Below are 20,510 nucleotides of genomic sequence, written 5' to 3'. Positions count from 1 at the left end.
CATGCTGATCGGCAACGCACCCTGTTCCTGGGGCATCAACTATCCCACCGGCAATGCCTTCACCTGGCAGCAATATCTCGATGAGGTGGCCGCCTCGGGCTATCGCGGCACCGAACTCGGGCCCTTCGGCTTCCTGCCCAAGGACAAGGCCGTGCTGCGCGATGAACTGGCCCGGCGCGACCTGACGCTGATCGGCGCCACCCACGTCCACACCTTTGGCGATCGCGGCTCGGCCCCTGTGCTGATGCAGACGCTGCGCGAACTGGCGCCGCTGATGCAGGAGCTTGGCGCCGGCCATATCGTCATCATGGATGAATCCAACTGGTATCCGCCCGGACAGGAAGGCGTGCTGGACGAAGCTGGCTGGCAGGGGCTCGTCGCCACCGTGCGCGAAGCGCAGGCGGTGATCGAGGGCGAATTCGGTCTCAAGGCCAGCTTCCACCCGCATGTCGGCACCGCGGTCGAGCTTGAAGCGCAGATCGACCGGCTGCTCGCCGAGACCGAGATCGATCTCTGCTTCGACACCGGCCATCACGCCTTCTGGAACCAGGACCCGCTGAGCTACATGAAAAAGGTCTGGGACCGCATCGCCTACATGCATCTCAAGAACGTCGACGCCGGCGTGCGCCAGCGCGTCCTCGACAAACAGCTGTCGGTCGAAGCCTCCTACGGCCAGGGCGTCATGGCGCCCTTGCCCGATGGTGCCGTCGATATCCAGGCCATCATGCGTTTTCTCGAAGAACGCAACTTCACCGGTCCCGTCGTCGTCGAGCAGGACATCGCCGAAAACGCCGCCGAAACGCCGCTGCAGCTCGCCACCCGCAATTTCAACTACGTGCAGGCACTCTCCTGATGCAAAAGATCAAGGTTGGCCTCATCGGCCTCGGCGAAGTCGCCCAGCTCATGCACCTGCCGCTGCTGGCCGATGATCCGCGCTTCGAGATTGCCGCCATCACCGACGTTTCGCCGGGCCTCGTTGCCCACGTCGCGCAGCGCTATGGCGTCGCCACCGTGCACATCTCTGCTGACGCACTCATCGCCGATCCGGAGCTCGATGCGGTCTTCATCCTGACGCCCGATCACCTGCACGCGCCGCTGCTTGAAAAAGCCATCCGCGCCAGAAAGCACGTGTTCATCGAAAAGCCGGCGGCCCTGACTGCAGCTGAGCTCGTGCCACTGCTCGACCTCAACAAGTCCAACGACAGGATCGTCTTCGTCGGCTACATGCGGCGCTTTTCACCGGCCTTTCTCGAACTCAAGAAGCGTCTGCCGCCACGCGACGACATTCGCCACGTGCGCATTCGCGATCTCATCCGCGAGAGCCAGTTCTTCGTCGACCAGACGCGCAATATCTTCCGTCCCGACGATGTCCCCGCCGATATCATCGCCGAGGGCAGGGCGGAGACCCAGCGCCTGCTCAAGTCGGTCATGGGCAGCGAGGCCCGCTCCGATCAGCTGCGCGCCTACCAAGTGCTCACCGGCCTCTCCTCGCACAGCTTCTCGGCCATGCGTGAACTCTTCGGTGCGCCGCTCAAGGTGGCTGCCGCCCGCCAGCATCGCGGCGAGAACGTCTTCGTCATGTTCGACTATGGCAGCTTCACTGCACTCTATGAGGCCGTCATTCACGACGTCGCCCGGTTCGACGCCGGTATCGAGGTGCTCACCCTCAACCAGCACTTCAGGATGAACTACGACACCCCCTATATCCGCAATCTGCCGACTCGCCTCGAGATCACCACCTCCGGCGATCATTCCACCGGCACCGAGATCATCGGCCCCTGGTACGAGGATGCGTTCCGTGTCGAGCTCGGCGCCTTCCATCATTCCGTCACCACCGGCGAAAGGCCCAAGACGCTGCTCTCGGACTCGCTCGCCGACCTTGAACTGTTTGCCGAAGTCGGCCGGCATTTCCTGTCGCAATAGCGTCTTGTGCCGCCGTCACTGTGAATGTCTCCGGGCTGTCATCTACCTGTCACCAAACTGCGGTTAAAGCCGCGCAGACTTGGCAGAACGTTCAGTCGAACAGGTGTCACAATGGAATTTTCGTTCCATTTTTCACTTGCGCCCGGCTGCACGCGGAATAGTCTGGTGCCAGGTCGGCGTCAGATTGACCCGCCGCGGATGACCCGCAGGCGAACATGGGAGACAACAATGAAACGTCGTGCATTTATGCTGTCCGTCGGTGGCGCTGCCGCCGGTATGGTGCTGCTGCCCGGTATGTCGTTTGCCGAGGAAGGCCGGATCGACTGGTACACCTCGTCCGACACCAACATCCTCGACTTCTGGACCAACATCGTGAAGCCGAAGTTCGAGGCCGCCAATCCTGGCGTGACCATCAACCTCGTCGACGCCGGTGACGCGTCTGGCCAGACCGCGATTGCCGAACGCGCCGTCGCCGCCATGCAGACCAACACCGATCCGCAGGCCGACTATTTCGAGTCTGCCGATCCGCGTCTGCCCGCCGGCGCCATCGAGGCCGGCCTCTACGTCAACATGAAGGAAGCGGGTCTTTCCAACTATTCCAAGGTCAATCCGCTGGCCATCGATACCGAGTATTCATTGCCCTATCGCGGCAGCCAGGTGCTGCTGGCCTACGACACGGCCAAACTGTCGCCGGCCGATGCCCCCAAGACCTGGGCCGACCTCGTTGCCTGGATCAAGGCGAACCCCGGCCAGTTCATCTACAACCGTCCCGACAAGGGCGGTTCGGGTGGCAACTTCGTGCGTCGCGCCATCCTGGAAGTGAACGGCAAGGACCCGAGCAAGTTCACCGTCGACAACTACACCGACGAGGCCGCTGCTGCGGCTCTCGAGCCGGCCTGGGCCATGCTTCAGGATCTCGCTCCGTCGCTCTTTGACGGCGGCGCCTATACCGGCGGCAACACGCCGTCCGTGCAGTTGCTGGCCCAGTCGGCCGTCACCATGATCCCCGCCTGGTCCGATCAGGCCCTGCAGGCGATCTCGACCGGCGTGCTGCCTGAGACCACCGGCCTCGTGCAGCTGCAGGATCTGGCTCTGCCGGGCGGCTTCTCCCGTTCCGTGGTGCTGGCCAACGGCGCTAACAAGGACGCCGCTCTCAAGCTCGCCGACTTCCTCCTCACCGAGGAAATCCAGTCGGCCGTGCTGACCGAACTCGGCGGCTTCCCGGGCGTGTCCTGGGAGTACATCTCCAAGGAACTCTTCGAGAAGTACAAGGACGTCGTTCCGACCTCGATCCCGACCTTCCCGGGCGGCGCCTGGGAAAAGGCCATCAATGACGGCTGGTATCGCAACGTGGCGCCCAACGTGGACCGCAACGCGTGACATCCGTGCCGGCGAACGATGTCGTCGGCGGCAAGAAAAGCAGGGGGCTCATGGGCCTCCTGCTGGTTGCCGTTCCGGTGCTGCTGGTCTGCTGGATGGTGATCTGGCCGATCATTTCGGCCATTGTCCGGACCATCTGGCTGCCTGACGAAACCGGCGTCTCGCGGCTGTCGTTCGAGACCTACGACTTCTTCTTTTCCGACCAGTACAGCATCAACAACCTGATGGTGACCCTCTGGACCACGGCGGTCTGCGCGGTTCTCCTGCTGGTCATCTGCGTACCCATTGCGCTCTACCTGCGCTTTGCCAACAGCCGCTGGGCTGCCTATGTGCAGGGCCTTGCCATCTTCCCGATGTTCGTGCCTTCGATCATCCTGAGCTACGCCTTCATCCGCGTGCTCGGTCCGAACGGCACCGTCGACCTGCTGCTAAATGCCGTCAACCTGCCCAAGATCCGCTCGCCCTACCTGACGCCCTGGGGACCGGTGATCGGCCTGGTCTGGGACAACATTCCGCTCACCGTGCTGATCCTGCTCTCGGGCATGGGCGCCGTGACTAACCATTCCATCGAGGCAGCGCGCGATGTCGGTGCAGGACGCCTGCGCGTCTTCTGGTCGATCATCCTGCCGCGCATCTCAAACTCCATCCTCGTGGCCATCAGCTTCACCGTGCTCGGCCTCTTCTCCGCTTTCACGCTGCCCTACGTGCTCGGCCCCGCCGCGCCGGAAATGATGGGCCCCTTCATGCAACGCACCTTCCGCGACCTCAACGATCCGACCAACGCCATCACCCAGGCCGTCATCACCTTCGCCTTCTGTCTGGTCTTTGGCCTCTTCTACGTGCGCTCCGTTGCCAAGAACCGGACGCCCTGACATGGCCAGAGCACTCAATGACCGCCGCACGGATTGGGCCGGTATCGCCTTCGCCGCCATTCTCTCTGTCGCCATCGTTTTCCCGCTGCTCGTCGTCGGCACCTGGGCCTTCACCAATGTCTGGCGCTATCCCTCGGTGATCCCGCAGGAGTTCGGCCTGCGGTACTGGGCCTCGGCCCTGGCGCGCGCCGACGTCTGGACCTCGATCACCATGAGCCTGTCGCTGGCCAGCATCGTCACCTTCCTGTCGGCGCTCATCTGCCTGCCGGCGGCCTACGCTTTCGCCCGGCTCGATTTCCCCGGCCGCAACGTCCTCTTCTTCTCGTTCCTCTTCGGCCACGCCTTTCCCAAGTTCGGCCTGCTCGTCGCCATCGCCGGCATCTTCCTGCAGCTCAACCTGATCGGCACCTTCTGGGGTGTCGTGCTCATCCAGCTCGTGGGCACGCTGCTCTTCATGATCTGGATCCCCGTCGCCGCCTTCCAGTCGGTCGACCGCCGCATGGAGGAAGCGGCACGCGACGTCGGCGCCAGCCCGCTCCGCGTCTTCTGGTCCATCACCCTGCCGCAGGCCGGACCGACCATCGCGGCCGCCATCCTGCTCTCGTTTGTCGGTACCTTCTATGAAACCGAAGGCGCCTGGCTCATCGGCGCGCCGCAGATCCGCACGCTGCCGGTGCTGATGATCTCGTTCATCAACAACCAGCCGGTGATCCAGTATGGCGCCGTGCTGTCGGTGATCCTCTGGGTCCCGAGCTTTATTGCCCTGCTGTTCGCCCGCCGCGTGATCAGCTCCGGTTCCTTCGCACGCGGCTTTGGTGCCTGACGCATGGCCGAACTCGAAATCAAGGATGTCTCCAAGGTCTTTGGCGGCAATACCCGCGTGGTGGCCGTCGACACCTTCTCGCTCACCGTCGCCAACGGCGAGCTCGTCTGCCTGCTCGGCCCGTCCGGCTCCGGCAAGTCGACGCTGCTGCGCATGATCGGCGGCTTCGAGCGGCCGTCCTCGGGCCAGATGCTGATCGACGGCGAAGACATCTCGCGCCTGCCGCCCGAGAAGCGGCCAACCGGCATGGTGTTCCAGAGCCACGCGCTCTGGACCCACATGAACGTCTTCAAGAACCTCGCCTTCGGCCTCAAGATCCGCAAGCTGCCCGCCGCCGAGATCAAGGATCGTGTGGAGAACGTGCTCGAACTGGTTGGCCTCAAGGGCTACGGCACCCGCATGACCGGCCAGCTCTCCGGCGGCCAGCAGCAGCGCGTCGCGCTTGCCCGCTCGCTCGTGCTCGAGCCCAAGATCCTGCTGCTCGACGAGCCCTTCGCCAGCCTCGACCAGCATCTGCGCGAACGCCTGCGCGAGGAAGTCCGCGACATCCAGCAGCGCCTCAAGATCACCACGCTCTTCGTCACGCACGGTCAGGACGAGGCCCTGGCCCTCGCCGACCGCATCGTCGTCATGCGCGACGGCCGTGTTGAGCAGGTCGCGCGCCCCGACATCGTCTATCGCGAGCCGGCAACGCCCTTCGTCGCCGGCTTCATCGGCACCATGAACCTCCTCGACGGCACCGTCGCCAACGGCATCTTCAGCCATTCGAGCTTTTCGGTACCACTGGCCGTGCCCGACGGACCGGCCACGCTCGCCATGCGCCCCGAAGCCCTCGACCTTGTTCCTGGCAAGCAGGGCGTCGTCCATCGCGTCACCGACTACGGCACCCACGGCCTCGTCGATATCGACCTGCCCGACGGCACCCGTATCAAGTCGATGACCAGCGACGCCAAGGCCTTCGCTGCCGACCAGTCGGTCGACCTCAAGCCTCGCGCCATATCCGCCTATCGCGACAACTCCGTGATCTTCCGCACCTGATGCAAAACCCCGTCTCCATCACTCGCGACGGCCACACCACCTGGTTCAAGTGGCACCGTGGCCGCCGTCGCGCCGCCGACCCGGTCTTCACCGGCCAGCGCATTCTCGAAGCCATGGCCATGGGCGCCTCGACCGAAGTCGATCTCGTTGTCACCGCCGACCGCGGCTTTGCCGTGCTGCACAATATGACGCTCGATCGCGAGACCACCGGCACCGGCGCCGTCGTCGCAGCGCGCGATGCCGACATCCGGCAGCTCCATTTGCGTGGCAACGACGGTGCTCCGATCCCCGACAAGGTCATGCTGCTCGAGGACCTCTGCGCCCTCATGGCCAGCGGCACAGTGCATCCCGATGCGCTGCTGCAGCTCGACTACAAGGAAGATGCCGCCGCCCTCGACGCGCAAACGATCGCGAACTTCGCCCGCGCCGTGACCCCGGTCGCCGCCAATGTCATCGTCTCCTCAGGAGACGCCGAAGCCGTCGATCTGCTGCGCCGCGCCGTGCCCGCCATGCGTGGCGGCTACGATCCCAGCGACGAGGAACGAGTGAACATCGCCCGCCTCGATGGCACGCATGCCGCGTTCGTCGAGGACGCTCTCGCGGCCTCGCCTGACTCGGAGTTCATCTACCTCTACTGGGAAATCATTCTCTGGTTTGCCGACGATGGCTTTGACATCGTTGCGGCCTTCCACGCCGCCGGCAAGCGCATCGACGCCTGGACGATCAACACGGTTGACGAGGCCTCGACTGCTGCCGTCGAACGCCTGCTTGCCCTAAAGGTCGATCAGGTCACCACCGACGATCCCGAGGGGCTCGCCGCAGCACTGGAGTCGCGTTTGTGACCGACCTGAACTACGAGGCTATCCTCGCCGACATCGAACAGCTCGCCCGCGATGCCGGTGCGCTGACCCTGCGCTACTTCGAAAAGTTCCGCGACATCGAGATCGGCATCAAGGGCCCGGCCGATTTCGTCTCCGACGCCGACAAGGAGAGCGAGCTGCTGATCCGCAAGCACCTCTTCGAGCGCTATCCCGGCTGGAGCTTCACCGGCGAGGAGTTCGCTCCCGTGGACAATGCCGACAGCGACTTCCGCTGGCTGGTCGACCCGATCGACGGGACCACCAATTTCCTCAACGGCATGCACTACACCATCTCCATCGCGTTGCGGCGCGGCAACGAGACGGTGCTCGGCATTCTCTATAATCCGCCCGCCGACGAGATGTTCACCGTCATCAAGGGGCAGGGCGCCTTCATGAACGGCGAACGGCTGCGCGTCAGCCAGCAGACCGAAATCGCCACCATGTGCGTCGGCACCGGCCTGCCCACGCCGAACCTCTCGCTCTATCCGGGATCCTATGAACGGCTCGACGCCATCCGCGCCCCCATCGGCGCCGTCCGCATCGTCGGCAGCGCCGCCAACTCCTGCGCCTATGTCGCCATGGGCCGCCTCACCGGCTACTACGAGGAAACCGGCTTCACCGACACCGCCTCGGCCATCCTCATGGTGCAGGAAGCCGGCGGCATCGTCACCGACTGGTGGGGCCGCGGCCCCGAATTCTACGAGCGCACCGGTTGCCTGCTGGTCGCCAATGCGGCAACGCACGCCTTCCTGCTCGACAAGCTCAAGGACGTCCCGCCCAAGAATCCGGCCAGCGGCGCGACTTACGCCTGACGCTGCAAAACCGGGCGCTGTCACAAACTCGTCACCCAACCGTCACCTGACCTTTTTCTCCCTCTTCTAAGCGGTGCGCATCACTGCATTTGGGAATTGGGAGAATATGATGAAGCGTCAGGGTGTACTGGCTGTCCTCGCGGCAGGCCTCATGATGGCGACTGCCACAACCGCGCTCGCTGCGCCGGTCTTCAACCGCATCGCGAGTTTCCCCGTCGAGCTCAACCGCGCAGAAGGGTCGTCCTCCTCCGAAATCATCGCCGCCTCCGACGACGGCATGACGCTCGTCTATTCCGACAGCCCCGGTGGCGGCATCGGCTTTGTCGACATCACCGATCCTGCCGCCCCTAAGGCCGGCGGCTACGTCGCGCTCGAGGGTGAACCCACTTCGGTGATCATCGTCAGCGACAAGGTCTACGCGGCGCTCAACACCAGCAAGGACTATGTCGACGTCGGCGGCCAGCTCGTCGTCATCGATCTGGCCAGCAAGGCCATCGAGCAGACCATTGACCTGGGCGGCCAGCCCGACTCCATCGCCCGCAACAAGGCCGGGACGCTGCTCGCCATCGCCATCGAGAACGAGCGCGACGAGGACCTGGGTGACGGCGGCCTGCCGCAGGCTCCCGCCGGTTACCTCGTGCTGCTCGGCATTGCCGATGGCAAGCTCGATGCTGCCAGCCTCAGGAAGGTTGACGTCACCGGCCTCGCCGCTGTCGGCGGTGATGATCCCGAGCCCGAATTCGTCGGCATCAACGAGCTCGACGAAGTCGCCTTCACCATGCAGGAAAACAACGAGATCGTCATCGTCGACGGCAAGACCGGCACGGTGATCCATCATTTCTCCGCCGGCTCGGTGACCCTGGAAGGCGTCGACACCAAAAAGGATGGTGCCTTCAACTTCACCGGCACCATCAAGGACGTCCCGCGCGAGCCCGATGGCCTCAAGTGGCTCGACAATGACCGCCTGTTCGTTGCCAACGAAGGCGACTGGAATGGCGGCGCACGCGGCTTCACCATCTTCAGCAAGGACGGCACCGAACTCTACGAAAGCGGTCCGAGCCTCGAGATGGAAGCGGTCCGCATGGGTCACTATCCCGACCTGCGCAACAAGAAGGGCGTCGAGCCCGAGGGCGTGGAAGCTGCCACCTACGGCGACGACAAGCTGTTTTTCATCGCCGAAGAGCGCTCCTCGCTGATCGCCGTCTACAAGGACACCGGGGCCGATCCGGAATACCTGCAGTCGCTGCCGTCCGGCATTTCGCCCGAAGGCGTGGTCGCCATTCCGTCGCGCAATCTGCTGGCCACCGCCAATGAAGTCGATCTGCGCGAAGACGGCCTCGGCGGTTCGCACGTCATGATCTACCAGCGCGGCGAAGGCGAAACGGCCTATCCGCAGCTCGTCTCCGGCGACGATGCCGACGGACACCCGATCGGCTGGGCCGCCATCTCCGGCGCCGTTGCCGATGCTGAAACCCCCGGCATGCTCTATGCCGTCAGCGACAGCTTCCTTGGCAACCAGCCCTCGATCTACCAGATCGACGCCACCGCCAAACCGGCCCGCATCGTCAAGCGCACCGTTGTCACCCGCGGCGGCGACACTGCCCAGAAGCTCGACCTCGAGGGCATCACCCTCGACGGCAAGGGTGGCTTCTGGCTGGCGTCCGAAGGCCGCAGCGACCGCCTGATCCCGCATGCCCTCTACCATGTCGATGGTAATGGCAAGATCGTTGCGGAAGTGGCCTTCCCCGAGGCCTTGCTGCCCAGCGAAATCCGTTTCGGCGCGGAAGGCGTCACCATGGTCGGCGACACCCTCTGGGTGGCCATCCAGCGCGAGTGGAAGGACGACCCCAGGGGCCTCGTCAAGCTCCTCGGCTACAACACCAAGGACAAGACCTGGAGCGCCGTGCACTACCCGCTCGAGGCTGCTGACAAGGGCGCCTGGGTCGGTCTCTCGGAAATCACTGCGCACGGCGATTTCGTCTACATCGTCGAGCGTGACAACCAGATCGCCGGCAAGGCCAGGCTCAAGAAGGTCTATCGCGTCCCGGTCGCCGAACTGGTCGGCGCCGAGATCGGCACCGAACTGCAGGTCGTGACCAAGCAGGAAGTGCGCGACCTCGTCCCCGACCTCGCCGCTAACAACGGCTACGTCGTCGACAAGATCGAAAGCCTCGCCATCGCTGCCGACGGCACCGCCTACGCCATCACCGACAATGACGGCATCGACGACTCCTCGGGCGAGACCTTCTTCTGGTCCTTCAAGATCGACTGATCGATCGTCGGGGTGGGCAATCGTCCCACCCCGTTCTGACGACCCGACGGCTTTCGTCCGGCGGCAGACTGGAGGCGGCGGTGTCCCTGCCGTCGCCTCATATCCTCCCGCGCGGGAGGCGGGCAGGGGAGCCCGCGGCACGTCGAGATCGCCACCTCGCTATGTGCCCAGACTCATCCCCACCTTTACCTTCGGGCACTTCTCCTCTACACCCGCGCGCAACAGGGTGCTTTTGAGCCCCATTCCTTGCTTGCCACGCTACTTGCCAAAGCTCGTGCGCCGCGCCTCCGGGACGCGCCGCTTTCGGCATTGATGAAAGCCCCCAAATGACCGACCAGACGCCAGACCAGTCCGCCGACGCCGCCCCCGAAGCCGCACCGAATCCGCTGCTGGCCTCCCTGCATCCGGCGCTGGCCTCGGCCCTCACGGCCAAGGGCTATGACAATCTGACCCCCGTGCAGATGCTCATGCTGGAGCCCGAGCACACCGACGGCGACCTCCTGGTCTCGGCGCAGACCGGCTCGGGCAAGACCGTCGCCTTCGGCATGGCCATCTCCTCGAACCTGCTCGCCGATGCCGAAAAGTTCGGTCCGGCAGGCCTGCCGCTGGGCCTTGTCATTGCCCCGACCCGCGAACTGGCCATGCAGGTTCGCCGCGAGCTCGACTGGCTCTATGCCGATGCGGGGGTGGTCACTGCGGCCTGCGTCGGCGGCATGGACCAGCGCACCGAGCGCCGGGCGCTCGAGCGCGGCGCCCATATCGTGGTCGGCACTCCCGGTCGTCTGCGCGACCACATCACCCGCAACGCCCTCGATCTCTCGGGCCTGAGGGCCGTGGTGCTGGACGAAGCAGACGAGATGCTCGATCTCGGCTTCCGCGAGGATCTCGAGTTCATCCTTGCCGCTGCGCCCGATGAGCGCCGTACCCTGATGTTCTCGGCCACCGTGCCGCCCGCGATTGCCAAGCTGGCCAAGACCTTCCAGCGCGACGCCGTGCGCGTCACCGCCACCTCGGCCGGCGAACGCCATGCCGATATCGATTATCAGCTCATGCTGGTGCAGAAGGACGAGCGCGAGCACGCCGTCATCAACGCACTGCTCTATTACGATGCGGCCAATACCATCGTCTTCTGCCACACCCGCGACGCGGTCAAACACCTGTCGGCGCGCCTTGCCAACCGGGGCTTCGCGGTCGTGGCGCTGTCGGGCGAACTGACCCAGTCGGAGCGGACCAACGCCCTGCAGGCCATGCGCGATGGCCGGGCCCGCGTCTGCGTCGCCACCGACGTTGCTGCGCGGGGCATCGATCTGCCCAACCTCGACCTCGTCATCCACGCCGATATGCCGAGCAATCCCGATACCCTGCTGCACCGTTCGGGCCGCACCGGTCGGGCCGGGCGCAAGGGCATCTGCGTCATCGTCGCGCCGATCTTCAGGCGCAATGCCGCCAACCGCGTCCTCAGCCTTGCCAATCTCAAGGCCACCACGCGCGGCGCCCCAACCATGACCGAGATCGAGGCCAAGCAGCGCGCCCAGATCATCGAGCTGGCCCAGACCACCCCCGAGCCCGACGAGATCGAGGCGCCGCTGGTCGCCGAACTGCTGCAGAGCGTCTCGCCCGAGCGTCTGGCCGTGGCCTATCTGCGTCAGCAGCTTGCGGCCCGGCCATCGCCCGAGGAGACCTCGGAAATGTCCATCCCGCAGCAGGACGACTCCCGTCCGGCCCGCCGCGACAAGCGCTTCGCCGACGAGGGCATGCGCGCCCCCGACCTCAGCGATGGCGTCTGGTTCACCCTGTCGCTCGGCCGCCAGCAGCGTGCCGATCCGAAATGGCTGCTGCCGCTGATCTGCAAGGCCGGCGACGTCGTCAAACGCGACATCGGCTCGATCAAGATTTTCGACACCGAGACCAAGTTCGAGATCGCCGCCGACAAGGCCGCCGCCTTTGCCGAACGTGTCAGCCAGCCCGGCGCGCTGGAAAAGGGCGCGCGCATTTCCCGCGTCGACGAGAAGCTGACCCGATCCGGCAAGCCGTTCTCGCGGCCGCGCAGCGGTGCCCCGTACGAAAGGCCGGATGCGCCGCGGCCCGGCAAGAAGAAGTGGCCATCTGCCGCCGAACTCGATGCCCAGTACGCCGACAAGCCGAAAAAGCCGTGGCAGCCTGCGCCGCAGACCGATGGCGCATCCGCTGAAAGGCCCAGGAAGAAGTGGGAAGCCAAGCGTCCGACGGATGCCCCGCGTGCCGATGCACCGGGCAAGAAGTGGCAGCCTTCGCTCGACCCCGCCCCCGCCACTGCGTCCGAGCGTGAGCCACACTACAAGGTGCGCTCCGACCGTGGCGATGACCTCGGCACCCAGCCGGCCGCCGGCGACAAGCCGCGCAAGCCCAAAAAGCCGAGCACCAAGGACAAGGGCAAGCCGAAATACAAGAACCGGCCCAACGCCGCGGCGCCGACCGGCGACGCTCCGCGCAAGAAGTCCAAGGCCCTGCCGCAGGACTGAACCTTGCCACTGGCCATGGCTTGCCCCGGGCAGTCACGAGTCAAAAAGCAACGGCGCGGCCCCTTCCGGGACCGCGCCGTACTCAATTCGGAACTCCGGGACCTGTCGGCCCCGGTTGTCTTTAGCGGCTCGGGCTGGGCGGCATGCCGTTTGCCTTGCGCCAAGCCTGGTACTCGTCCTCGGCGTCCGGGTGCAGCGGGTAGTAGCGGCGCAGATCGGCGCCGGCCATCAGCTTCTCGCGGCTGAACACTTCCCACTCGGCATGCTTCTTGGAGTCCTCGATGACCTTCTCGGCCATCGACTGCGGCAGCACCACGACGCCATCGTCGTCGGCCATGATGATGTCGCCGGGGATCACGGTGACCCCGCCGCACGAGATCGGCACGTTCACCGCGTTCGGGAAGATCGACACCTGCACATGGTAGTTCGGCGTCCAGCCGCGCAGCCAGGTGGCGACGCCGAGCTTTTCGACATTCGGCCGGTCGCGCATGCAGCCGTCGATGACGATGCCGGCGCCGCCGCGGCCCTTGAAATAGGTCGACATCATGTCGCCGAAGACGCCCGAGCTCATGTCGCCGCGGGCATCGACCACCACAACGTCACCTTCTTCGATCTCATAGAGAACGTGGCGGTGCAGTTGCGTCTCCGGATCGGAATACTCGCCCTCGCTGAACAGGTCCGGACGCTGCGGCAGGAACTGCAGCGTCTGTGCAATACCCACGATCGACTTGCCGGGGTTCTGCGTCACCGGGCCGAGCATATGCGGATTGCTGAAGCCGGCATGGCCAAGCGAGCCGGCGACTGTCGCTGTGCCGATGTCCTTGAGGGCGTTGATGGTGTCCTTGCTCGGCCGCTTGAATGCGGGGATTGGGGTGTGAACCGTCTGCATTGGTAGTCCTCCTGAAAATCTAGCTTGTGGTCTACCAGTTGGTGACCGAACCGTCCTTGCGCTTCCAGTGCGGGGCTTCCCAGAACTTGAAGCGTTGTTTCTTGATTTCCGCCTCATCGACCTCGATGCCGAGGCCGGGCGCATTCGAGACGGGGTAGGTGGCCCCCTCAAGTCGCGGCTGCACCGGGAACAGCGGCGACTCGCCGGCTCCCATGTAGTTTTCGGCCGGCGACGCGCGGGTTTCCAGCCAGGCAAAGTTGGCAACCGCGGCCGAGACGTGGATCGTTGCTGCGGTGCAGATGGGACCGAGCGGATTGTGCGGCATCATGTCGACATAATGCGCCTCGCTCCAGCCGGCGACTTTCATCGACTCGGTGATGCCGCCGACATTGCACACGTCGATGCGGTTGAACTGATGAATGCCGCGCTCGATGTAGGGCAGGAACTGCCACTTGCTGGCGAACTCCTCGCCGATGGCGAACGGCACATTGGTCAGTGTGCGCAGCGACTCATAGGCCTCCGGCGTCTCGTCACGGATCGGCTCCTCGAGGAAATCCAGCGTCCCCGACGGCATCTTCTGGCAGAAGCTTGCCGTCTCGGCGACGCTCAGCCGGTGATGGTAGTCGATTCCGAGGACCGCCCGGTCACCCAGCAGTTCGCGCGCCTTCACCATCCATTTGGCGGTGTCGGCAATGGACTGGCGCGGCTCGAAAATGCCGTCCTTGTCGTGGGCCGGAAAGAACCGGATGGTGTCCCAGCCGCGTTCCATCAGCTGCTGCGCCTGCGCCAGCATCTCCTCGCCCGGCGCTGCCGAGGTCGAGGCGAACGTCGGGATGCGATCGCGCTGCTTGCCGCCCAGGAGGTCGTAGACGGGCACGCCCAGCTCCTTGCCCTTGATATCGTGCAGCGCGATGTCGATGGCCGAGATCGCTGCCTGCAGCACCCGGCCGCCTTCGAAATACTGGCTGCGGTACATTTCCTGCCAGAGCGCGCCGATATTGAAGGCGTCCTTGCCGATCAGCCACTCGCGATAGTGCTCGATGGCGCCGACCACGGCCTTCTCCCGGCCCGACAGCCCGCTCTCGCCCCAGCCGTAGACGCCCTCTTCGGTCTCGACCTTGACGATGAGCTGGTTCCGGTGGCCGACCCAGGTCGGGTAGCTCTTGATGTCTCTGATCTTCATTTTCACGCTCTTACCAGCTTGTCAGCGTACCGTCCTCGAGCCGGGCAACCGGCAGGTAGGCGGGGGCATAGGGATATTTCTCGGCGGCCTTCTCGTCGATGTCGACGCCGTGGCCCGGGACTTCACCGGGCTGCAGGTAACCACGGTCATAGGTCCAGGCACAGGGGAACATATCGTGTGTGGCCTCGGTATAGCCGGAGAATTCCTGGATGCCGAAATTGTTGATCGCCACGTCGACATGGATATTGCAGCCCATGGCGATAGGCGACACGTCCATCGGCCCGTGGCAGGCCGACCGCACGTGATAGATCGAGGCGAAGTCGAAGATCTTCTTGAGCCCGGTGACGCCGCCCGCGTGCACCGAGGTCACACGGATGAAATCGATCAGCTGTTCGGTGATCAGCGTCGTGGTGTCAAAGATCGAGTTGAAGATCTCGCCCACGGCCAGCGGCTGCGTGGTGTGCTGCCGGATGATGCGGAAGCCTTCCTGCAGCTCGGCCGGGATCGCGTCTTCCAGCCAGAACAGCCGGTAGGGTTCCAGGTCCTTGCCCAGCCGTGCCGCCTCGATCGGGGTCAGCCGGTGGTGCACGTCATGCAGCAGATGCACGTCCCAGCCCACCGCGTCGCGCACCTTCTCGAAGAGCTTGGGCACCAGCGGCAGGTATTTGTGCGTCGCCCACACTTCTTCGTTGGGCATCGGCTGGATCATGCCGCCAGCCGACTGGTCAGTGGAGGGACCCGTGCCGTAGATCGGCGGCAGGCCGGGGATCGAGACCTGTGCCCGGATCGCATCCAGCCCCTGTTCGCGCAGGCGCACCACGCCTTCGACGACCTCGTTGATGTCGAGCCCGCCGACATGTTTGTAGACCATCACCTTGTCGCGGCTGCGGCCGCCCAGCAGCTGGTAGAGCGGCATGTTCGCCGCCTTGGCCTTGATGTCCCACAGCGCCATGTCGATGGCCCCGATCGCGGCCATGGTGATCGGCCCGCGGCGCCAGTAGGCGCCCTTGTAGAGATACTGCCAGATGTCCTCGATCCGCATCGGGTCCTTGCCGATCAGCGTCGGGATCACGTGGTCGCTCAGATAGCTGGCGACCGACAGTTCGCGGCCGTTCACCGTGCCGTCGCCGATGCCATAGAGGCCCTCGTCGGTGATCACCTTGACGGTGACGAAGTTGCGCCCCGGCGAGGCAACGATAACCTTGATGTCCTTGATCTTCATGGCTGAGTATTCCGCAGGTCTTCGCGCAGCCGGTCGGCTGCTGCTGGGTGGGCGTTGGGGTGGGTCCTGGAGTAGGGCGCCTTCAGAAAGTGCTTGGGTCTCAGTCGGCCTTCAGCGCGTTGGTGGTTTCGGCATCGAACAGATGCATGCGCTCCTGGTCGAACTCGACATAGACCGTCGTGTCCGGCCGTACATTCACGCTCGGCTCGACACTGACATTGACTACGGCTCCGCCAATGAACAACTGCACAAACGTGATGTCGCCGGTCGGCTCGACCGTATAGACCCGCGCCGGAACGGCCCCCCGAGATGCTGCCGCGTGCAGCTTCACCGTCGAGTGACGCGCGCCGAGGATGACCTTGTTGCTGGTCGCCTTCCGTGCCTTGCTGGCATTCATCGGCGACAGCGGCAGTTCCCAGCCTTCGGCGCTGGTCAGCACCACGTCGGTGCCCCGCGTCGAGGTTTCGAGCGGCACCAGACTCATCGCCGGGCTGCCGATGAAGCTCGCCACGAACGTGTTCACCGGATTGGCGAAGACGTTGGCCGGCGTATCGTATTGCTGCAGGAAGCCGCCGTTCATGACCGCCATCTTGTCGGCCATGGTCACGGCTTCGAGCTGGTCATGCGTCACGTAGATGATCGTGGCATTCAGGTCCTGGTGGAAGCGCTTGATCTCGGTCCGCATCTGCACGCGCAGCTTGGCGTCGAGGTTCGACAGCGGCTCGTCCATCAGGAAGACGCGCGGGTCGCGCACCAGCGCCCGGCCCAGCGCCACGCGCTGCTGCTGGCCACCCGACAGTTCGCGCGGCTTGCGTTCGAGTAGCGGCACGATGTCGAGGACCTTGGCCGCCGCCATCACCTTGGAGTCGATCTCTTCCTTGGACAGCTTGCGCATCTGCAGCGGGAAGGCGAGGTTCTTGTACACCGACTTCTGCGGATAGAGCGCGTAGTTCTGGAACACCATGGCGATGTCCCGGTCCTTCGGATCGAGATCGGTAACGTTGCGATCACCGATGACGATGTCGCCGCCCGTCATCGGGATCAGCCCCGCCACGAGATTGAGCGTTGTCGTCTTGCCGCACCCCGAAGGTCCGACCAGCGCGACGAACTCTCCGTCCTCGACGGTCAGCGAGACGTGGTTTACGGCAAACACATTGCCATAGGTCTTGACCACGTCGTGGAGGACTACCTGAGCCATTCATACTTCCCCTTGAAACCCACCGCGGACGCCTTGCGACGCGGAACTAATGCTTGACGGCGCCTTCGGTGAGGGCACGAACGAAATACTTCTGCAGGACCAGGAACAGCACAACCACCGGCACGCTCATCAGGAACGTTGCCGACATCAGGCCGGGCCAATCGGTCGCAAATTCGGTGAAGAAACGCTGGATACCCACCGGCAAGGTCATCGACTCCTGCTTGGAGAGGAACGTGTAGGCGTACACATACTCGTTCCAAGCCCCGATGAACGAGAAGATCGAGGTCGCGATGATGCCCGGCGTCGATAGCGGCATGACGATCAGCAGGAACGCCTGGAAGCGCGTGGCGCCATCAATGCGCGCCGCCTGCTCGAGCTGGATCGGGATATTGTCGAAGAACCCCTTGAGCAGCCAGATCGAGAGCGGCAGCCCGAACGTCAAATAGGTCAGGATCAGCGAGCCGTGCGTGTTGACCAGGCCCATCCAGCGCATCAGCAGGAACAGCGGCATCAGGAACACCACCGCCGGGAACATGTTGCGCACCAGCACCGAGAAGAACAGGAACGTCCGGCCCGGAAAACGGAAGCGCGAGAAGGCATAGGCCGCCGGCACCGCCACCGCGACGCCGAGCACCGTGGTGATCGTCGACACGTAAAGGCTGTTCCAGAAGTAAAGCAGGAACTCCTGGCCGGTCGAACCGCTGGGGTCGATCAGTTTCCAGTAATTCTGCAGCGTCGGCTCGGTTGGCCACCACTGTGGCGGATACTGCATGGCGGCGAACTGGCTCTTGACCGAGGTCAGCACCATCCAGGCCATCGGCAGCACGGTGAAGATCAGCAGCAGCACCAGCGTCAGCCGGCCGGCCCAGCGCCACCAGTCAATTGGCTTCTTGTGCGCGGTGCGGCTGGGCAGTCCGGCCTTGGCCGCGCTGGTCTGGTTTATGGTTGCGTCGGTCATGATCAGTGTCCCGCCCGGTTTTCGTCGCCGCGCGTCAGCGCTTTCACGTAGAAGTAACCCAGCGTCATCATGACGATGAACAGGATCACCGCGTAGGCCGCAGCCGTGCCGTAGCGTGTCTTGCCGAAGGCCGTGGTGTAGATCTGGGTGATCCAGATGTCGGAGGCGCCGGCAGGTCCGCCGCCCGTCATCACGAACGGAATGATGAAGCCGTTGAAGTTGGCAACCAGCAGCAGCAGCAGCGTCACCATCGACACACCTTTGAGGTGTGGGAAGGTCACATGCCAGAAGCGCTGCCAGGCGCTTGCGCCGTCGACCTGCGCGGCCCGCAGCAACTGTTCCGGCACGGTCTGCAGACCGGCCATCAGCATGATCATGGCGAAGGAGAATTCCTTCCAGATATTCACCACGATCAGCGACGGCAGCACGGTGTGCACGTTGTCGAGGAAGTTGATCGGTTCGTCCGACAGTCCGAGCTGGACCGCGATGGCGCCGATCACGCCGAAATCGGAATGGTAGAGCCACTTCCACACATAGGAGGCGGCAACCGCGCTCACCACGTAGGGAATGAGGAGGACGGCGCGCAGCACGCCGCGGCCGAGGAATTCGCGGTGCAGCGACAGGGCAGCGCCCAGTCCCAGCAGGAAGGCAAACAGCGTCGAAAAGAACGTCCAGATCGCCGTATTGATCGACACCTGGTGGAACGACGGGCTGGTGAGCACGGTCACGTAGTTGTCGAGACCGGTCCAGACCTTGTCCCGCATCTGCAGGTTCGGCGGCGTTTTGAAAAAGCTCAACTCGATCGTGTAGTAGATCGGGTAGGCGATGACGATCATCATGACGATCAGCGCCGGCAGGACGTACAGATAGTCATTCCGGTGATTGATCATACGGCGGAATATGTTGGGCCGTTTCACGGGCGGGGCGGCGCGTGCCACAGCGGCCTGTCCAGTCACGATCGTCACCGGTGTCGTCCTTCTGAATTTACGGGCTTGGCAGACCGGCGGCACGCATGCCGCCGGTCCGTTGGGTGGGAGAGGGGGCTAGAGGCCGCCTTCGCCTGCCATCAGGGCTTCGACCTTTGCAGCGGCGTCGTTGACCGCTTCATCGACGGTCATCTTCTCGGTCAGGGCGTTCTGCAGCATGTCAGGAACAATGATGTTCATGATTTCAGTTGCTTCCGGCACCACCGGGAACGGAATGCCGTTCGGCAGCATGGAGGTGGTGACGTCGAGGAACCGGATGGTGTCCAGACGTTCCTTCATCCACTTGGTCTTGAAGCCTGCCAGGTTGCCGGGGTTGGAACCGGTCCAGGCCAGCTTGGTTGACCATTCCGGGCTGTTCCAGAAGCAGGCAAACGCCTTGGCAGCCATCTCGTCGAAGTCGCCTTCAACGTACTCGTCCTTGATGAAGTGCATGTTCGAACCACCGAACACCACGGCACGACGCTCACCCTTGGGGATCAGGCCGTAACGCATGTTCTCGACCACCTTGTCGGCCACTTCCTTGTCCGCACCGGTCGCCTTGGAGGCGAGGTCGGTCATCTTTGCGTACTCGGACGGGTGGGCGATCACCATGGCCAGCTGGCCGGCGATGAACGGTGACTGGTTCTCGTTCTGCGTGTTGGTCAGCGCCGAGGCCGGCACGGACTTGTCACGCACATACATGTCGTACGAAGCCTGCAGGGCAGCCTTGGCACCATCATTGTTGATCCAGACTTCCTTGTAGGTCGGCGAGTCGGCGGCTTCGTCCAGCGCGCCGCCACCGTATGCCCACATCTGCGGCATGAAGCGGAACGGTGTGTTGCCGGCGTTCTGGCGGGCAACCATGCCGTAGCCGGCAATACCCAGCTTGTCATGGATCTGCTTGGAGTAGGTGACGACGTCATCCCACGTTGCCGGCGGATTCTCGGGATCGAGCCCGGCGCGCTTGAAGATGTCGGCGTTCCAGATGAAGGCCATCGTCTCGTTGTTGGTCGGCACGCCGTACGTCACGCCTTCCCAGGTCACGGACTTCATCGCGCCCGGCCAGAAGTCGGCGGTCGAATAGCCGATGTCTTCGGGCTTGAGCGGCTGCAGGTAACCCTTGGACGCGAATTCGACGCCACCCAGGATCTGCAGACGCAGCACCATCGGGCCGGCATTGCCCAGAAGGGCGGTGCGCAGCTTGTCGAGCAGCTGGTTGTAGTCGATGTTCTGGGCGTCGGTCTCGATGTTCGGGTAGGTGGCTTTCCACGCTGCCCAGAAGTCATCGTTGATCTTGCGCTCGATGTCCGGCGAGGCTTCGTTCGGCCCCGTCCACCAGTAGCTGAGCTTGCCCTTGTAATCGAGGGGAACGACGGAAGCGCACTTGCCCGCCGTGTCAAACTCTTCGGTACCAGCAATGGCCTTCACATATTCGGGCGACCACTGGCTCAGATCGACGCTCTGGCCGATCGCCGAAGTCGAGACCATCGATACAGCCAAGGCTGCTGCGAGCGCTCCGCGCGAAACGGAGCGACCGAGTTGAAAACTCTTCATGGATTCCTCCTCCAAGATCATTCTTACCGGGATGCTCGGGCACCTCGGGCATATGCGTCC

General features: G+C 64.0%; 17 protein-coding genes. 10 read left to right on the top strand and 7 right to left on the bottom strand.

Translation table 11 applies throughout. From position 1 onward, the window contains the following. Position 1: 1 nt before the first annotated feature. The 10 genes from AC0L4C_RS17505 (at position 2) to AC0L4C_RS17460 (ending at position 12,481) form a co-directional block, all read left to right on the top strand. On the top strand, positions 2–853 hold the full coding sequence (locus tag AC0L4C_RS17505) for a sugar phosphate isomerase/epimerase family protein (RefSeq protein ID WP_473400995.1): 852 nt from the start codon (positions 2–4) through the stop codon (positions 851–853). Next, complete coding sequence (locus AC0L4C_RS17500; RefSeq protein ID WP_473400994.1) at positions 853–1,923, top strand: Gfo/Idh/MocA family protein; 1,071 nt, start codon at positions 853–855, stop codon at positions 1,921–1,923. Before AC0L4C_RS17505 ends, AC0L4C_RS17500 begins: the two co-directional genes overlap by 1 nt. A gap of 228 nt (positions 1,924–2,151) precedes the next feature. Further along, positions 2,152–3,303 (top strand): extracellular solute-binding protein, encoded by a 1,152-nt coding sequence (locus tag AC0L4C_RS17495; RefSeq protein WP_473400993.1) that lies wholly within the window; start codon positions 2,152–2,154, stop codon positions 3,301–3,303. Between the two features lie 50 nt (positions 3,304–3,353). Next, a complete protein-coding gene (locus AC0L4C_RS17490) occupies positions 3,354–4,175 on the top strand; it encodes an ABC transporter permease (RefSeq protein ID WP_473400992.1) in 822 nt (273 codons plus the stop codon). 1 nt (position 4,176) lies between these two features. Continuing rightward, a complete protein-coding gene (locus AC0L4C_RS17485) occupies positions 4,177–4,998 on the top strand; it encodes an ABC transporter permease (RefSeq protein WP_473400991.1) in 822 nt (273 codons plus the stop codon). Between the two features lie 3 nt (positions 4,999–5,001). Further along, positions 5,002–6,036: an ABC transporter ATP-binding protein gene (locus AC0L4C_RS17480; RefSeq protein WP_473400990.1), complete on the top strand. Its 1,035-nt coding sequence runs from the start codon at positions 5,002–5,004 to the stop codon at positions 6,034–6,036. Next, positions 6,036–6,878, top strand: coding sequence for a glycerophosphodiester phosphodiesterase (locus AC0L4C_RS17475; RefSeq protein WP_473400989.1), 843 nt, complete (start codon positions 6,036–6,038; stop codon positions 6,876–6,878). The genes AC0L4C_RS17480 and AC0L4C_RS17475 overlap by 1 nt, the downstream gene beginning before the upstream one ends. After that, positions 6,875–7,708 (top strand): inositol monophosphatase family protein, encoded by an 834-nt coding sequence (locus AC0L4C_RS17470; protein ID WP_473400988.1) that lies wholly within the window; start codon positions 6,875–6,877, stop codon positions 7,706–7,708. Before AC0L4C_RS17475 ends, AC0L4C_RS17470 begins: the two co-directional genes overlap by 4 nt. 109 nt (positions 7,709–7,817) lie before the next feature. Beyond that, entirely contained in the window at positions 7,818–9,980 is a 2,163-nt protein-coding gene (locus AC0L4C_RS17465) for an esterase-like activity of phytase family protein (protein WP_473403551.1), read from the top strand. A 326-nt stretch (positions 9,981–10,306) separates the two neighbouring features. After that, the gene (locus tag AC0L4C_RS17460) at positions 10,307–12,481 is read left to right on the top strand and encodes a DEAD/DEAH box helicase (RefSeq protein WP_473400987.1); all 2,175 of its coding nucleotides are present in this window, start codon (positions 10,307–10,309) and stop codon (positions 12,479–12,481) included. A gap of 121 nt (positions 12,482–12,602) precedes the next feature. Here the strand turns inward: AC0L4C_RS17460 and AC0L4C_RS17455 are convergent, their stop codons facing one another. The 7 genes from AC0L4C_RS17455 to AC0L4C_RS17425 all read right to left on the bottom strand — a co-directional run bounded on the left by AC0L4C_RS17455 (position 12,603) and on the right by AC0L4C_RS17425 (position 20,450). Continuing rightward, a complete protein-coding gene (locus AC0L4C_RS17455) occupies positions 12,603–13,370 on the bottom strand; it encodes a ribonuclease activity regulator RraA (protein ID WP_473400986.1) in 768 nt (255 codons plus the stop codon). Between the two features lie 31 nt (positions 13,371–13,401). Beyond that, positions 13,402–14,553, bottom strand: a complete 1,152-nt coding sequence (locus AC0L4C_RS17450; RefSeq protein ID WP_473400985.1) for a mandelate racemase/muconate lactonizing enzyme family protein — start codon at positions 14,551–14,553, stop codon at positions 13,402–13,404. A gap of 10 nt (positions 14,554–14,563) precedes the next feature. Continuing rightward, positions 14,564–15,775, bottom strand: a complete 1,212-nt coding sequence (gene manD, locus AC0L4C_RS17445) for a D-mannonate dehydratase ManD (protein WP_473400984.1) — start codon at positions 15,773–15,775, stop codon at positions 14,564–14,566. A gap of 100 nt (positions 15,776–15,875) precedes the next feature. After that, complete coding sequence (locus tag AC0L4C_RS17440; RefSeq protein WP_473400983.1) at positions 15,876–16,973, bottom strand: ABC transporter ATP-binding protein; 1,098 nt, start codon at positions 16,971–16,973, stop codon at positions 15,876–15,878. Between the two features lie 46 nt (positions 16,974–17,019). Then, positions 17,020–17,931, bottom strand: a complete 912-nt coding sequence (locus AC0L4C_RS17435) for a carbohydrate ABC transporter permease (protein WP_473400982.1) — start codon at positions 17,929–17,931, stop codon at positions 17,020–17,022. A 2-nt stretch (positions 17,932–17,933) separates the two neighbouring features. Then, the gene (locus AC0L4C_RS17430) at positions 17,934–18,896 is read right to left on the bottom strand and encodes a carbohydrate ABC transporter permease (protein WP_473400981.1); all 963 of its coding nucleotides are present in this window, start codon (positions 18,894–18,896) and stop codon (positions 17,934–17,936) included. 78 nt (positions 18,897–18,974) lie between these two features. Beyond that, the gene (locus tag AC0L4C_RS17425) at positions 18,975–20,450 is read right to left on the bottom strand and encodes an extracellular solute-binding protein (protein ID WP_473400980.1); all 1,476 of its coding nucleotides are present in this window, start codon (positions 20,448–20,450) and stop codon (positions 18,975–18,977) included. Positions 20,451–20,510 lie beyond the last annotated feature (60 nt).

This window comes from Devosia sp. J20-27 (assembly GCF_055808595.1).
This window is presented reverse-complemented; position numbering and strand designations above follow the sequence as displayed.